This is a genomic window from Paraburkholderia sp. SSBN10T (assembly GCF_056619545.1).
Map to the genome: position 1 here is coordinate 1 of NZ_JBWQQI010000002.1, position 13,259 is coordinate 13,259.

Here is a 13,259-nt window from a genome sequence, read left to right on the forward strand (position 1 = left end):
TCCCAGGCTGGATGCGCCTGCCGCAGTTCGACGACCTGCTGCTCGACTGGCGGTGTCGTGCGCGCCGGACTCTGCCGGGGGCGACGCGAGTGATCCGTCAGCGCCGTCGTTCCGCCCTGCGCGTGGCGCGCGAGCCACTTGTAGCCGGTCTTCGGGCTGATGCCGAAGCGCCGGCACAGTTCACGACGGTTGGCGCCTTCCTGCGAGGCCAGGTGAACGAATTCCAGACGAAGGCTCATGGTGTCTCTCGGGTTCCAGGGCATAACCGGCTCCAGGCGATTCACTCGCCCGAAGTGTTACCCATGTCCCCGCACACCTGTTACCCATGTCTCCGGTCCATACACCGCCGCAAAGAAAAGTAGGTGCCGCCCCGCACAGGGGCAACACTAATAGACCACTAAGAAAGCAAGGAAAGGCCAACACCATAAGCAAACCAACAAACAGCAAGCCGCCGGAGGCAAAACCCCAAGCAGTCAAACCAAAAACCACCAAAACAAGCGCCGCAGGCAAAAAACCACCCCTAAGACCCAGATTTCTTCCCTATACCCCTCATGACTTTGCCGCCGCCATCTCCGCCCATTTCCCCCGATCTGAGAAGAACAGCCAAAACCATCCCCGAACAGCGCCGATCTACAAACGCAACAACAAAAAACACCCAAAACGAGGGTAGTGCATCAACGAAAAGAAAGCGCTAATCTCAACCCCTCCGCCGCAAGGCAACCACCCCCCAAGGCCCCGCGCAGCGCAAAAAAACGCCATGCGCAGCATAAAAAAAAGGCCCAGCGCCCAGCATCACACCGCGTAGCGAAACAGAAAGCCGGAGTAGTTTTGGACACACGATCGACCAACGACTGGGTCACCCGCAGCCTCAATGCCGTCTGGCATCCCTGCACCCAGATGAAACACCACGAGCGCCTGCCGCTCATCCCCATCGCGCGCGGCGCCGGCCCCTGGCTCTATGATCGCGATGGGCATCGCTATCTCGACGCCATCAGCTCCTGGTGGGTCAACCTGTTCGGGCACGCCAATCCGCGCATCAACGCCGCCCTCAAGGATCAGCTCGATACGCTGGAGCACGCCATGCTCGCCGGCTGCACCCACGAGCCCGTCGTCGAACTCGCCGAACGTCTCGCCGCGCTCACCCAGCACACTCTCGGTCACGCGTTCTTCGCCTCCGATGGCGCATCCGCCGTCGAAATCGCCCTGAAAATGAGCTTCCACTGCTGGCGCAATCGCGGTTTCGTCGACAAGCAGGAATTCGTCTGCATTGCCAACAGTTATCACGGCGAGACCATCGGCGCCCTCGCCGTCACCGACGTCGCCCTGTTCAAGGACGCCTACGATCCGCTGATCCGCCACGCCCATGTCGTCGCTTCGCCCGATGCGCGTGGCGCGCAACCCGGCGAAAGCGCTGCCGACGTGGCGCGCCGCGCGCTCGAAGACGTGCGCGCGCTCTTCGAGGCGCGCAGCACGAAGATCGCCGCGCTGATCGTCGAGCCGCTCGTGCAATGCGCCGCCGGCATGGCCATGCACGACCCGTCGTACGTCGCCGGTCTGCGGGCACTGTGCGATCAATATGGCGTGCATCTGATCGCCGACGAAATCGCCGTCGGCTGCGGTCGCACCGGCACCTTTTTCGCCTGCGAACAGGCCGGCATCTGGCCGGACTTCATTTGTCTGTCGAAAGGCATCAGCGGTGGCTATCTGCCGCTGTCCATCGTGCTCTCGCGCGATGAAATCTTCGCCGCGTTCTACGACGACGACACCGCCCGCGGCTTCCTGCATTCGCATTCGTACACCGGCAACCCGCTCGCCTGCCGGGCGGCGCTCGCCACGCTCGATCTGTTCGCCAGCGACAACGTGCTCGCCACCAACGCGAAAAAATCCGCCACGCTGCGTGCGGCGCTCGCGCCGCTTGCCGAACATCCGCGAGTGCGCAATCTGCGTCAGTGCGGCACGATCTTCGCGTTCGATGCCGCGCTCGACGATGTTCAGCAAGCCAAAACGTTCTCGCGCCGCTTCTTCGAAAACGCCTTGAAGCGCGAGCTGCTGCTGCGCCCGATTTCGACTACCGTGTATCTGATGCCGCCGTACATCCTCGATGACGACGAGCTCGCTCTGCTCGCCGCGCGTACCCATGAAACCTTCGAAGCCACACTCGCGGAGGCCGCATGATGCCGTTGCTCGAAACGCTCGCACAGGGTCTCGCCGAGCTCGACGCGCACGGCCTGCGACGGCGCCGGCGCATCGCGGATACGCCGTGTGCCGCGCACATGACGGTCGACGGCCGCGAGACGATCGGCTTCGCCAGCAACGACTATCTCGGCCTCGCCGCACACCCGCTGCTGGTCGCGGCGATCGCCGAAGGAGCGAGGCGTTATGGAGCAGGCAGCGGCGGCTCGCATCTGCTGGGCGGTCACTCGCGCGCCCATGCACAGCTCGAAGACGATCTGGCGGAATTCGTCGGAGGCTTCGTCGATGCACCGCGTGCGCTGTACTTCAGCACCGGCTACATGGCGAACCTTGCGACGCTCACCGCACTCGCCGGTCGCGGCGCGACGCTCTTTTCCGATGCGCTCAATCACGCCTCGTTGATCGACGGCGCACGGCTTTCGCGCGCCGACGTGAAGGTTTATCCGCACGCCGATGCCGAAGCCTTGAGCGCGATGCTCGAAGCGTCGGACTCCGCCGTCAAGCTGATCGTCACCGACACCGTGTTCAGCATGGACGGCGACATCGCGCCGCTGCCGCGTCTGCTCGAACTGGCGGAGCGGCATGGCGCGTGGCTGGTGGTCGACGACGCCCATGGCTTCGGCGTGCTCGGCCCGCAAGGCCGTGGCGCGATCGCCCACGAGGCGCTGCGCTCGCCGCATCTGATTTCGATCGGCACGCTCGGCAAGGCAGCCGGTGTATCGGGCGCTTTCGTGGTGGCCCATGAAACCGTGATCGAATGGCTCGTGCAGCGCGCCCGTCCGTATATCTTCACCACGGCTTCGGTGCCGGCGGCGGCGCATGCGGTCTCGGCCAGCCTGCGCATCATCGGCGGCGAGGAAGGCAATGCGCGGCGCGCGCATCTGCGGGAACTGATCGAACGCACCCGCGCCATGCTCAAGGCCACGCCGTGGCTGCCGGTCGATTCGCACACCGCGGTCCAGCCGCTCATCATCGGCGCAAACGACGCCACGCTCGAGATCGCCGCCACGCTCGAGCGCGCCGGCCTGTGGGTGCCTGCGATCCGTCCGCCCACCGTGCCGGTCGGTACGTCGCGGCTGCGCATCTCGCTCTCGGCTGCGCATTCGCACGCGGATCTCGACCGCCTCGAAGCGGGCTTGCAGCAACTCGGCGGAGCGGCCGCATGAGTACGCCGCTCTCCCTCTTCGTCACCGGCACCGATACGGAAATCGGCAAGACGCTGGTCTCGGCAGCGCTGCTGCGCGGCTTCACGCGCGCAGGGTTGCGTGCCGGTGCGATGAAGCCGATCGCCGCCGGCGCCTTCGAAGTGGATGGCGTGTGGCACAACGAGGACGCGGACCAACTGGATGCCGCAGCCAGCGTGCTGCTGCCGCCTGCGCTGCGCACGCCATATCTGCTGAAAGCACCGGCCGCGCCGCATATCGTCGCTGCACAAGAGAACGTCGTGCTCGATATCGCCCGCATCGTCGATTGCCACGCGCAGGCGCTGCAGCTTGCGGACATGGTGGTCGTCGAAGGCGTAGGCGGCTTTCGCGTGCCGCTCACCGCTACCCAGGACACCGCCGATCTTGCAGTCGCGCTGAACCTGCCGGTCGTGCTCGTGGTCGGCATGCGGCTCGGCTGCATCAGCCATGCGTTGCTCACCGCCGAAGCCATCGCGACACGCGGCCTGCATCTGGCGGGCTGGGTCGCGAACCGTGTCGATCCCGACATGGGCTTCGCCGACGAAAACATCGCGGCGATCCGCGAGCGGCTCGAGCGCCAGTATCACGCACCGCTCGTCGGTATCGTTCCGCATCTGAACCCGCTCTCCGCCGACGCAGCGGCCGACTATCTCGACACTCAATTGCTATTGCAGACGCTGCGTACTGCGCGGCGCTGAACCCTTTTCATCTCCATCCATGAGGATTGACGATATGACCCAACTGAACCTCGACCGCCCGCAAACCGATTCGACCGTTGCCAACGCCAACGCAGCCACGGCAGCGGCTCCGACCGCACGCTTTCGCGTCGCCGACATCGTTGCGCTCTACGAACTGCCGTTCAACGATCTGATGTTCCGCGCGCAGCAAGTGCACCGCGAGCATTTCGACGCGAACACCGTGCAACTGTCGACGCTGCTGTCCATCAAGACCGGCGGCTGCGAGGAAGACTGTGCGTACTGTCCGCAGTCGGTGCACCACGATACGGGCCTCCAGGCCGACAAGCTGATGCCGGTCGACGAGGTGCTCGCCGCCGCACGCGTGGCCAAGGACAACGGCGCGACGCGCTTCTGCATGGGCGCGGCATGGCGCAATCCGAAGGACCGCCATCTCGAACCGATCAAGGACATGATCCGCGGCGTGAAGGCGATGGGCCTCGAAACCTGCGTGACGCTCGGCATGCTGGAGACGCACCAGGCGCAAGGGCTGCGCGAGGCGGGCCTCGACTACTACAACCACAACCTCGATACCTCGCCGGAGTTCTACGGCCAGATCATCTCGACGCGCACCTACCAGGATCGCCTCGACACGCTCGAACGCGTGCGCGACGCCGGCATCAACGTGTGCTGCGGCGGCATTGTCGGTCTGGGCGAATCGCGCCGCGAACGCGCCGGCCTGATCGCGCAGCTCGCCAACATGGATCCGTATCCGGAGTCGGTGCCGATCAACAATCTGGTGCAGGTCGAAGGCACGCCGCTCACCGGCACCGAAGCGCTCGATCCGTTCGAATTCGTGCGCACGATCGCCATTGCCCGTATCACGATGCCGCGTGCGATGGTGCGGCTGTCCGCCGGCCGCGAGCAGATGGACGAAGCGCTGCAGGCGATGTGCTTCCTCGCCGGCGCGAATTCGATCTTCTACGGCGACCAGTTGCTGACCACCAGCAACCCGCAGGCCGAAGCGGACCGCAAGCTGCTCGAACGGCTCGGCATCCGCGCGGAAGCGGCGCAACAGATGCCGCTCGACAAGAGCGGTTGCGAGCATGGCTGCGATGGGCATGCCGCGGCGAACTAAGCGGATGTGATACGCGAGTGTCGTCCACAACGTGTGTGTAGCTTCCGGCTTATAACCACACGTAAGCGCTGAAAACATAAAAGGGCTGCCTCATCGAGGCAGCCCTTTTGCATGCTGTGTACCTAAAAACTAAAAACGCGCACCAGGAGAACAGCGATCGAATGCCACGCCTCACACCCAGGCGTGACCGATCTCCTCCACCACCTCTTCCTCACGAAAGCGCAGCGGCGCCGCGCAATGCACCAGCGTATCGACGAAGTACTTCGCGCGCGGCCACGGCCCGAACCCTGCCGCCGTGTTGATATGCCCTGCGTCGCCGAGATTCACGAACGCGCTGCCGAAGCGCTGCGCCAGCTCGCGCGCCCCGGCGAGCGGCATCCACGGGTCGGTCTCACTGCCGATCAGGATGGATGGCACGCCAAGACGGCGCGCCTCGAAGGGGCCGGCGAAGGCGAATTTCGCGGGACTGGCCGGCGCCACGAACAGCACGCCCACCACGTCGCCGACATACGAGGCCTGCTGCAGCGCATAGGCCGTCGCCAGACAGCCGAAGCTGTGCGCCGCCAGCACGAACGGACCGCGCTCGCGCGCAAGCAACTCACGCACCTTGCGCGCCCAGCCCGCCACGTCCGGTGCATCCCAGTCAGCCTGTTCGACGCGCAACGAGCGGGCGAACTGCCGTTCGAGCCAAGTCTGCCAATGCGCCCCTTCGCTGCCGTGCAGGCCCGGTACCGTCACGAGCCGCGGCGGCCATGTCGATTTGCTGCATGAAAGCATGATTCTCCTCGCTGCCGGAATCCGAGAGCCTATTGTGGAGCGCCCGCCCGCCGCGGCGAACCAACTTTTAGTGATTTGCTTATTGGAGGCCTGCGTACGGGATCGGGCGCGATGGCCGTCGAAAAAGTAGAATGAATCCTGTCCATAAAACGGAAGAGGCTCTCATGTCGCAAGTGTCGTCTGCCACGGCTCGCGCAACCCGCGCATCCTGCGAAGCGAGGCCGGTACCGCGCGCATGAAAGTCATTCTCTACACGCCGCAGAACGAGGCCGCCGCCTGGCTGGACGATTTCTCCCGCGCGTTGCCCGAGGCCGAGCTGCGCGCATGGCAACCGGACGATACCGCCCCCGCCGACTTCGCCATCGTCTGGCGGCCGCCGCGCGAGATGCTGGCCGGCCGCAGGGGTTTGCGCGCGATCTTCAATCTCGGCGCCGGCGTCGATGCGATTCTTGCGCTCGAGCGCGCCCATCCCGGCACGCTGCCGCGCGAAGCCCAGCTCATCCGGCTCGAAGACACCGGTATGGCGCGGCAGATGGCCGAATATGTGACGCACGCGGTGCTGCGCTATCTGCGCCGCTTCGACGAATACGAAACCTTGCAGGCGCAGCGGCGCTGGCAGGTACTCGAGCCGCATCCGCACAGTACGTTCACGGTCGGCGTGCTGGGACTCGGTGTGCTCGGCACGCACGTCGCGCGCACGCTGGCCGGGTTCGGCCTGCCGGTGCGCGGCTATAGCCGCAGCCCGCGGCAAATCGAAGGCGTGACCACCTATGCGGGCGAGGCGCACTTCGAGGCATTTCTCAGCGGCGTGAAGGTACTGGTGAACCTGCTGCCGCACACGCCGGACACGCACGACGTACTGAACCGGCGGACCTTCTCGAAGCTCGCGCAGGGTGCGTATCTGATCAACGTCGCGCGCGGCGCCCATCTGGTGGAGCAGGATCTGCTGGACGCGCTCGCGCAAGGTCAGATCGCCGCCGCGACGCTCGATGTGTTCCACAAGGAACCGCTGCCGGCCGATCATCCGTTCTGGCAGGAGCCTCGCATCACGATCACCCCGCACAGTTCGGCTCAGACCTTACGCGAGGAGAGCGTGCCGCAGGTCGCGCGCAAGATCATGGCGCTGATGCGCGGCGAGCCGGTGAGCGGCGTGGTCGATCTCGAACGTGGATATTGAATTGATACAGCGCCGCCTGGTGCGAGCGCAACTAGGAGACACATCATGGCCTTGCCCCAAGCCGTCAAGATCGTCGAAGTCGGTCCACGCGACGGACTGCAGAACGAAAAAGACTTCGTCCCGACCGCCGTCAAGATCGAACTGATCAACCGCCTGTCGGCAGCGGGATTTCGCAACGTCGAATCCGCCTCGTTCGTCTCGCCGAAGTGGGTGCCGCAGATGGCCGACGGCGCCGAAGTCATGGCCGGCATCGAACGCCGCGCCGGAACGATCTATTCCGTGCTGACGCCGAATCTGCGCGGCTTCGAAGGCGCGCTCGCGGCGCACGCCGACGAAATCGTGATCTTCGGCGCGGCCAGCGAAGCGTTTTCGCAGCGCAACATCAACTGCAGCATCGCGGAGAGCATTGCGCGCTTCGAACCCGTGGCGCAGGCTGCCAAGGAACATGGCGTGCGGATTCGCGGCAGCGTCTCGTGCGCGCTTGGCTGTCCATATCAAGGCGAGGTGCCGGTAGCGTCGGTGGTGGATGTGGTCGAGCGCTTCGCCGCGCTCGGCTGCGACGAGATCGATATCGCCGACACCATCGGCGTCGGTACGCCCAAACGCACGCGTGAAGTGTTCGCTGCCGTCACTCAGGTGTACCCGCGCGAGCAACTGTCGGGGCACTTCCACGACACCTACGGCCAGGCGCTCGCCAACATCTATGCCGCGCTGCTCGAAGGCATCGAGATTTTTCACGCATCGGTGGCGGGCCTCGGCGGCTGCCCGTATGCGAAGGGCGCCACCGGCAATGTCGCCACCGAAGACGTGTTGTACCTGATGAACGGCCTCGGTATCGAGACCGGCGTCGATCTCGCCCAGGTCGTGGCGATCGGCGATTTCATCTCGAGCTCGATCGGCAAGCCGAACGCCTCGCGCGCAGGCAAGGCCTTGCTCGCGAAAGCACGCAGCGAACAAGGCTCGTGCGTCTAACCTCTCATTCAATGGAAAGCGCTTTATGACGGACAACGCTCCTCCCCACGCCGACGATCTCAGCGCGCTGCCGGATTCGGCACGGCGCGTCGCCTTGCTGCTGCGCGAGCGTGGCCACGCCGGGCAGATCGTGATGCTGCCGGAAACCGGCAAGACCTCGGCCGAAGCCGCCGCCGGCCTCGGCTGCGAAGTCGCGCAGATTGCCAAATCGATCCTGTTTCGCCGCCGCGAAGACGACGCGCCGGTGCTGGTGGTGGCAAGCGGCGCGAACCGCGTCGATGAACAGAAGGTCGCCGCCCAGGTCGGGGAGATTGCCCGCGCCGACGCCAAATTCGTGCGCGAGAAGACCGGCTATGCGATCGGCGGCGTCTGCCCGATCGGTCACGCCGCGCCGCCCGTCACGCTGATCGATGCGGATCTGCTCGCGCTCGACAGCCTGTGGGCCGCCGCCGGTCATCCGCATGCGGTCTTCAATCTGTCGCCGCAGGAGCTGGTCGCGCTGACCGGTGCGCCGGTGGCCGACGTCGCGCTGCGAGAAACCGCATGACGGCCGAGACCGTGGAACAGAACGAGGTCGTCGCGCCGGTGCCGTCGCCGTGCATCAACGTGTGCCGGATGGACAAGGCGAGCGGCTGGTGCGAAGGGTGTTTGCGTACGATCGACGAGATTCGCGGCTGGTCGTCTTACGACGACGCGACCAAACGCGCGGTCTGGGACACGCTCGATGCTCGCCACGCGCAGTGGCTGGCGCAAAACCGCCAGGCACCGCAATGAAGACGGCGCCGCGCGTCGTGACGATCGGGGAGAGCTTCAGCAGTACGCTCACGCTGTCCCCGGAAGCGGTCAAATCGTTCGCGACGCTCGTCAACGATCTGAACCCGCTGCATCACGACGACGCTTATGCCGGGCAAAGCCGCTTCGGCGGCCTGATCGCTTCCGGCACGCAGCCGACTGCGCATTTCATGGCGCTGCTGGCGACGCACTTTTCGCAGTACGCACAGCCGCTCGGCCTCGAGTTCGATATCAAGCTGAAGAAGGCGGTTCGCGCGCGGGATACGCTGACGATGCGCTGGCGCGTGAGCGATGCGTGGTGGAAGCCGAGCCTGGATGGCGATCTCACGCAACTCGACGGCGCCGTGCTGAACCAGCATGGCGAGACGGTGCTGCTGGGCGCCGCGACGATCCTTGTGATGGCGAAGCCGGCTCGTGAGTCGGTCCATCAGTTGGCTCATGAACCGGCTCATCGGTCACCTCAAGAATCCGCGCCTGTCTCCGCGCCTATGTCCGACCGATCCGCTCAGGAGTCCGGCGAATCATGAGCCTGCCCGAGTCGATCCAGGTGTTTGAGCGCGGCTGGCTGTCATCCAACAACGTGCTGCTGGTCGACGACGCCTGCGCCGCGCTTGTCGATACCGGCTACGCGACCCACGCGCCGCAAACCCTGGCGCTGTTGCAGGCGGCACTCGGCGAACGGCCGCTCGATCTGATCGTCAACACCCACCTGCACTCCGACCACTGCGGCGGCAACGCGCTGCTGCAGACGGCCTGGCCGTGCCGCACCGCCATTCCCGCCTCGGAAGCCGAAGCCGTGCGTCGCTGGGACGAAGCGCGCCTGACCTTTCGCGCCACCGGGCAGACCTGCGAACGGTTCACCTTCACCGAAACGATCGCACCGGGTGCGCACCTCACGCTCGGCGCACTGGACTGGGAGGTGCTCGGCGCACCGGGTCACGACCCACATTCACTGATGCTCTATTGCGCGCAAGAGCGCGTGCTGATCAGTGCGGATGCGCTGTGGGAAAACGGCTTCGGCGTGATCTTTCCGGAACTGGAAGGCGAAAGCGGTTTCGCTGAAGAACAGGCGGTGCTGGAAGCGATCGCGAAGCTCGACGTGCGCATGGTGATCCCCGGTCACGGCGCGCCGTTTACGAACGTTGCGCAGGCCCTGGAGCGGGCGTTTTCACGTGTCGCGTGGTTGCGTGCCGATCCGGCGCGCAACGCGAAGAATGCGCTGAAAGTGCTGATCGTGTTCAAGCTGCTGGACGTGCGGGCCATGACCTTTGACGCGCTGGTGCAGATGCTCGATAGCGCAACGGCGATGCACGCGGCGGCCGCGATGCTCAAGCCGCGCGACGCATGGCCGGCGCTCTTGCAAGGATTGATCGAAGAGCTGGCGGCGAACGGCGGCCCGTTGACGGTGGAAGGCACGCGGATCGTGGCGCGCGGTGCGTGAGCGCCGAGGCTTCAAAGACGTCAGCACATCCGCCGAAAGCAGCCGCGCAAAAAAGAAAGCCGCTCGCCATGAATGGCGAGCGGCGGAATTCGGTCGACGTGATCATCGTCTGTTGAAATCATACCCGTGCAGGATTTCTGACCGCATCGGTGATTTCCCTACAAAAGCTTGACACATTGATGTCAGCGCAGCGACTCAGATCGACGCTCAGGTCGACGAATAACGGCGTTGCGGCACGAGGCGCCAGCCGAGATTGGCGCCCGCGGCAGCCAGCAGAATCAGCACGGCGCCGAATATCTGCACCCAGGCCAGCTTCTGGCCGAACGCGACACGGTCGACCACGATCGCGACAACCGGATAGATGAACGACAACGCGCCGGTCATCGCCGTCGGCAGTTTCTGGATCGCGCCGTACAGCAGCACATACATGATGCCGGTGTTCACGACGCCGAGCGTCACGAGTTCCAGCCAATGTGCGCCGGTGGTGGGCAACGCATCGAAGCGCACGAACGGCGCGAGCATCAGCACGCCGAGACCAACCTGAATCAACGCGATCAGATGCGGCGGCGTGCCTTTCAGATGCTTGGTGATAATTGACGACACGGCATACATGGCGGCAGCACCAACCGCATAGGCAATCCCTTCGAGGTATTGCCCCGGCACCGCAAGCACGGCAGGCTCGACCCGCACGACAAACACGAGGCCCACGAACGCCACCAGCAACCACACTACCGTCGAAGCGGTGACGCGTTCGCGGAACACCAGTGCACCGAGCGCGACCAGCATGAACGGCTGCGTGTTGTAGACGGCGGTGGCCATCGAAATCGACGCACGCGAATACGCTGCAAACAGCAGCACCCAGTTGACGACGATCGCCACGCCGCCGAACGCCGCGAGTCCCAGCATGCGCCAGGAGAACAGATTGCGGCGCAACAGCCCCAATGCGGCGCAGACCAGCGTCAAGGTCGCGCCGCCGAACACACAGCGGAAAAACACCACATTGAACGCGCTCTGCTGCGACGATACGACCAGCCAGCCGATTGTCCCCGACATCAGCATTGCGACGGTCATCTCGGCGGCGCCGCGGCCGGTAGCGTCCTCGCGCATTGCATGGGTTCCCATCTTCAGTCTCCCGGATCGATCACTGTATGGAGGCAGTCTATTCAATCCGGATGACCGAATATATGGCTAAAATTAGGCAATCCAATTTCGCAACCTAATAATCGAAGGTGGGTATGGCAAAGCGCCTTACACCGGCTAGCCCTCCTGCGGCGCTCGACAACACGGACCGTGCCCTGCTGGCAGCGCTTGCCGACGATGCACGCCAGCCGGTCAGCGAACTGGCGCGTCTGGTGGGTTTGTCCGCGCCCAGCACCGCCGAGCGTCTGCGCCGGCTCGAGACACAAGGCGTGATCGAGCGCTTTACGGTGCAGATCGATCAGCGCGCACTCGGCTACACGCTGCAGGCGATCGTGCGCGTGAAACCGCTGCCCGGACAGTTGCACCTCGTGGAAGAGGTGATCAGACGCATCCCGGAGTTCGTCGAATGCGACAAGGTGACGGGCGACGATTGCTTTATCTGTCGTCTATACCTGCATTCGATCGAGCAGCTCGACGAAATCCTGTCGAAGGTGACGGAGCGCGCGGAAACCAGCACCGCCATCGTCAAGTCGACGCCGGTTGCGCGCAGGCTGCCGCCGCTAGGCTGAGCGCGTCCCGGGTCCGGCCGGCTGCATCTACTGCTCCACGGCTTCGAAGAAGGACAGCATCTCCGCAACCAGTTCCGCGGGCAATTCTTCCGGTATGTAGTGTCCGCACGGCAATGCCCGTCCGCTGACATCGCGCGCCACGCGGCGCCATTCGGCGAGCGGTTCGAAGCACTTCCCGATCACGCCCTCCTCGCCCCACAGCACACGCAGCGGACAGCCGATCTTGTGGCCGCGCTCGATATCGGCGCGATCGTGTTCCAGATCGATCGTCGCCGATGCGCGATAGTCCTCGCACATCGCGTGCACGGCGCCCGGTTGCCGCAACGCGCTGCGATAAGCGTCGAGCGCCTCCGGTGCGAACGGCGCCAGCCCGGCGTGACGGCTGCCCATCACGCGCTCGACATAGACGTCCGGGTTCGCGCCGATCAGCGTCTCCGGCAACGGCTCCGGCTGGATCAGGAAGAACCAGTGGAAATACAGCGTGGCGAAGGTGCGGTCGGTGGCTTCGTACATCGCAAGCGTCGGCGCAATGTCGAGCAGCATCAGACGCTCGACGGCATCCGGATGATCGAGCGCCATGCGGTGCGCCACCCGCGCGCCGCGGTCGTGAGCGCAGACCAGAAAACGTTCGTAGCCGAAGTGACGCATCAGCGCCACCTGATCGGCCGCCATCGCGCGTTTCGAATAGGCCGCGTGAGTGGCGTCGCTCGCCGGTTTGGCGGAAGCGCCGTAGCCGCGCAGATCGGTAGCGATGACGGTGAAATGCTCGGCAAGCTGCGCCGCGCATCGAAGCCAGATCAGATGCGTCTGCGGATGGCCGTGCAGCAGCAACAGGGGCGGCCCTGCCCCGCCCTTGACCCCGTATATGTCGACCTCGCCCGCGGCGATCCTGAACGGCGTGAAATCCTCGAAGGACATGGCGCGTCTCTTGTCGTTGTTCGTCAACGCATTGTAGGAGCGCTGTGTGTCCACACGGAGTGGGATAGGCCACGTAAGCGTAGAAGCTGAACACTCCTTCCAACCGTGCCTGTCCCACACGCGCTGCACGCGAACGGTCGTTCGCCTATAATCGAACGACCGTTCTTAAATTTGACCGCACTGGCGGACAAAGCAGGCGCAGCGGAGGCCCCGGTGACGGCTGGCTACCGGGGGCATCACGCTGCGGCTTGTCCCGCTACACTTCACATACGCCGGGCGTGCCA

Annotated in this window: 15 protein-coding genes; 11 read left to right on the plus strand and 4 right to left on the minus strand. The window is 64.8% G+C overall.

Features of this window, described 5'->3' with window-relative positions:
• A partial coding sequence (locus AC1ECK_RS02605; RefSeq protein ID WP_480315584.1) for a helix-turn-helix domain-containing protein occupies nucleotides 1-263 on the minus strand: 263 nt, incomplete at its 3' end.
• Nucleotides 264-828: 565 nt separating this feature from the next.
• Here AC1ECK_RS02605 and bioA point away from each other — a divergent pair.
• Genes bioA through bioB form a run of 4 tightly spaced genes read left to right on the plus strand, consistent with a single transcriptional unit; the run spans nucleotide 829 to nucleotide 5,189 of the window.
• Complete coding sequence (gene bioA / locus AC1ECK_RS02610) at nucleotides 829-2,175, plus strand: adenosylmethionine--8-amino-7-oxononanoate transaminase (RefSeq protein WP_480315586.1); 1,347 nt, start codon at nucleotides 829-831, stop codon at nucleotides 2,173-2,175.
• A complete protein-coding gene (gene bioF, locus AC1ECK_RS02615; protein ID WP_480316441.1) occupies nucleotides 2,175-3,359 on the plus strand; it encodes an 8-amino-7-oxononanoate synthase in 1,185 nt (394 codons plus the stop codon). Before bioA ends, bioF begins: the two co-directional genes overlap by 1 nt.
• On the plus strand, nucleotides 3,356-4,075 hold the full coding sequence (bioD, locus tag AC1ECK_RS02620) for a dethiobiotin synthase (protein WP_480315588.1): 720 nt from the start codon (nucleotides 3,356-3,358) through the stop codon (nucleotides 4,073-4,075). Before bioF ends, bioD begins: the two co-directional genes overlap by 4 nt.
• 34 nt (nucleotides 4,076-4,109) lie before the next feature.
• The gene (gene bioB / locus AC1ECK_RS02625; protein WP_480315590.1) at nucleotides 4,110-5,189 is read left to right on the plus strand and encodes a biotin synthase BioB; all 1,080 of its coding nucleotides are present in this window, start codon (nucleotides 4,110-4,112) and stop codon (nucleotides 5,187-5,189) included.
• Between the two features lie 171 nt (nucleotides 5,190-5,360).
• Here bioB and AC1ECK_RS02630 read toward each other — a convergent pair whose 3' ends face one another.
• Complete coding sequence (locus AC1ECK_RS02630; RefSeq protein WP_480315592.1) at nucleotides 5,361-5,966, minus strand: RBBP9/YdeN family alpha/beta hydrolase; 606 nt, start codon at nucleotides 5,964-5,966, stop codon at nucleotides 5,361-5,363.
• A gap of 235 nt (nucleotides 5,967-6,201) precedes the next feature.
• Here AC1ECK_RS02630 and AC1ECK_RS02635 point away from each other — a divergent pair, with 235 nt between their 5' ends.
• Genes AC1ECK_RS02635 through AC1ECK_RS02660 form a run of 6 tightly spaced genes read left to right on the plus strand, consistent with a single transcriptional unit; the run spans nucleotide 6,202 to nucleotide 10,348 of the window.
• Nucleotides 6,202-7,143, plus strand: a complete 942-nt coding sequence (locus AC1ECK_RS02635) for a 2-hydroxyacid dehydrogenase (RefSeq protein ID WP_480315594.1) — start codon at nucleotides 6,202-6,204, stop codon at nucleotides 7,141-7,143.
• 45 nt (nucleotides 7,144-7,188) lie between these two features.
• A complete protein-coding gene (locus tag AC1ECK_RS02640) occupies nucleotides 7,189-8,115 on the plus strand; it encodes a hydroxymethylglutaryl-CoA lyase (protein ID WP_480315596.1) in 927 nt (308 codons plus the stop codon).
• A gap of 25 nt (nucleotides 8,116-8,140) precedes the next feature.
• Nucleotides 8,141-8,662, plus strand: coding sequence for a YbaK/EbsC family protein (locus AC1ECK_RS02645; protein ID WP_480315598.1), 522 nt, complete (start codon nucleotides 8,141-8,143; stop codon nucleotides 8,660-8,662).
• Nucleotides 8,659-8,889, plus strand: a complete 231-nt coding sequence (locus AC1ECK_RS02650) for a DUF1289 domain-containing protein (protein ID WP_480315600.1) — start codon at nucleotides 8,659-8,661, stop codon at nucleotides 8,887-8,889. Before AC1ECK_RS02645 ends, AC1ECK_RS02650 begins: the two co-directional genes overlap by 4 nt.
• A complete protein-coding gene (locus AC1ECK_RS02655; protein ID WP_480315602.1) occupies nucleotides 8,886-9,434 on the plus strand; it encodes a MaoC family dehydratase in 549 nt (182 codons plus the stop codon). Before AC1ECK_RS02650 ends, AC1ECK_RS02655 begins: the two co-directional genes overlap by 4 nt.
• On the plus strand, nucleotides 9,428-10,348 hold the full coding sequence (locus AC1ECK_RS02660; protein WP_480316443.1) for an MBL fold metallo-hydrolase: 921 nt from the start codon (nucleotides 9,428-9,430) through the stop codon (nucleotides 10,346-10,348). The genes AC1ECK_RS02655 and AC1ECK_RS02660 overlap by 7 nt, the downstream gene beginning before the upstream one ends.
• Nucleotides 10,349-10,555: 207 nt before the next feature.
• Here AC1ECK_RS02660 and AC1ECK_RS02665 read toward each other — a convergent pair whose 3' ends face one another.
• Nucleotides 10,556-11,470 (minus strand): DMT family transporter, encoded by a 915-nt coding sequence (locus tag AC1ECK_RS02665; RefSeq protein WP_480315604.1) that lies wholly within the window; start codon nucleotides 11,468-11,470, stop codon nucleotides 10,556-10,558.
• A 113-nt stretch (nucleotides 11,471-11,583) separates the two neighbouring features.
• Here AC1ECK_RS02665 and AC1ECK_RS02670 point away from each other — a divergent pair, with 113 nt between their 5' ends.
• The gene (locus tag AC1ECK_RS02670) at nucleotides 11,584-12,057 is read left to right on the plus strand and encodes an Lrp/AsnC family transcriptional regulator (RefSeq protein WP_480315606.1); all 474 of its coding nucleotides are present in this window, start codon (nucleotides 11,584-11,586) and stop codon (nucleotides 12,055-12,057) included.
• Between the two features lie 27 nt (nucleotides 12,058-12,084).
• Here the strand turns inward: AC1ECK_RS02670 and AC1ECK_RS02675 are convergent, their stop codons facing one another.
• Nucleotides 12,085-12,975: an alpha/beta fold hydrolase gene (locus AC1ECK_RS02675; protein ID WP_480315608.1), complete on the minus strand. Its 891-nt coding sequence runs from the start codon at nucleotides 12,973-12,975 to the stop codon at nucleotides 12,085-12,087.
• Nucleotides 12,976-13,259: the final 284 nt, after the last annotated feature.

Bases quoted from the DNA above. Each gene is read 5' to 3' on its own strand.
- bioB (WP_480315590.1), top strand. From the start codon at position 4,110: ATGACCCAACTGAACCTCGACCGCCCGCAAACCGATTCGACCGTTGCC.
- bioF (WP_480316441.1), top strand. From the start codon at position 2,175: ATGCCGTTGCTCGAAACGCTCGCACAGGGTCTCGCCGAGCTCGACGCG.
- bioD (WP_480315588.1), top strand. From the start codon at position 3,356: ATGAGTACGCCGCTCTCCCTCTTCGTCACCGGCACCGATACGGAAATC.
- AC1ECK_RS02670 (WP_480315606.1), top strand. From the start codon at position 11,584: ATGGCAAAGCGCCTTACACCGGCTAGCCCTCCTGCGGCGCTCGACAAC.
- AC1ECK_RS02665 (WP_480315604.1), bottom strand. From the start codon at position 11,470: ATGGGAACCCATGCAATGCGCGAGGACGCTACCGGCCGCGGCGCCGCC.
- AC1ECK_RS02675 (WP_480315608.1), bottom strand. From the start codon at position 12,975: ATGTCCTTCGAGGATTTCACGCCGTTCAGGATCGCCGCGGGCGAGGTC.
- AC1ECK_RS02635 (WP_480315594.1), top strand. From the start codon at position 6,202: ATGAAAGTCATTCTCTACACGCCGCAGAACGAGGCCGCCGCCTGGCTG.
- AC1ECK_RS02655 (WP_480315602.1), top strand. From the start codon at position 8,886: ATGAAGACGGCGCCGCGCGTCGTGACGATCGGGGAGAGCTTCAGCAGT.
- AC1ECK_RS02630 (WP_480315592.1), bottom strand. From the start codon at position 5,966: ATGCTTTCATGCAGCAAATCGACATGGCCGCCGCGGCTCGTGACGGTA.
- AC1ECK_RS02650 (WP_480315600.1), top strand. From the start codon at position 8,659: ATGACGGCCGAGACCGTGGAACAGAACGAGGTCGTCGCGCCGGTGCCG.
- AC1ECK_RS02645 (WP_480315598.1), top strand. From the start codon at position 8,141: ATGACGGACAACGCTCCTCCCCACGCCGACGATCTCAGCGCGCTGCCG.
- AC1ECK_RS02640 (WP_480315596.1), top strand. From the start codon at position 7,189: ATGGCCTTGCCCCAAGCCGTCAAGATCGTCGAAGTCGGTCCACGCGAC.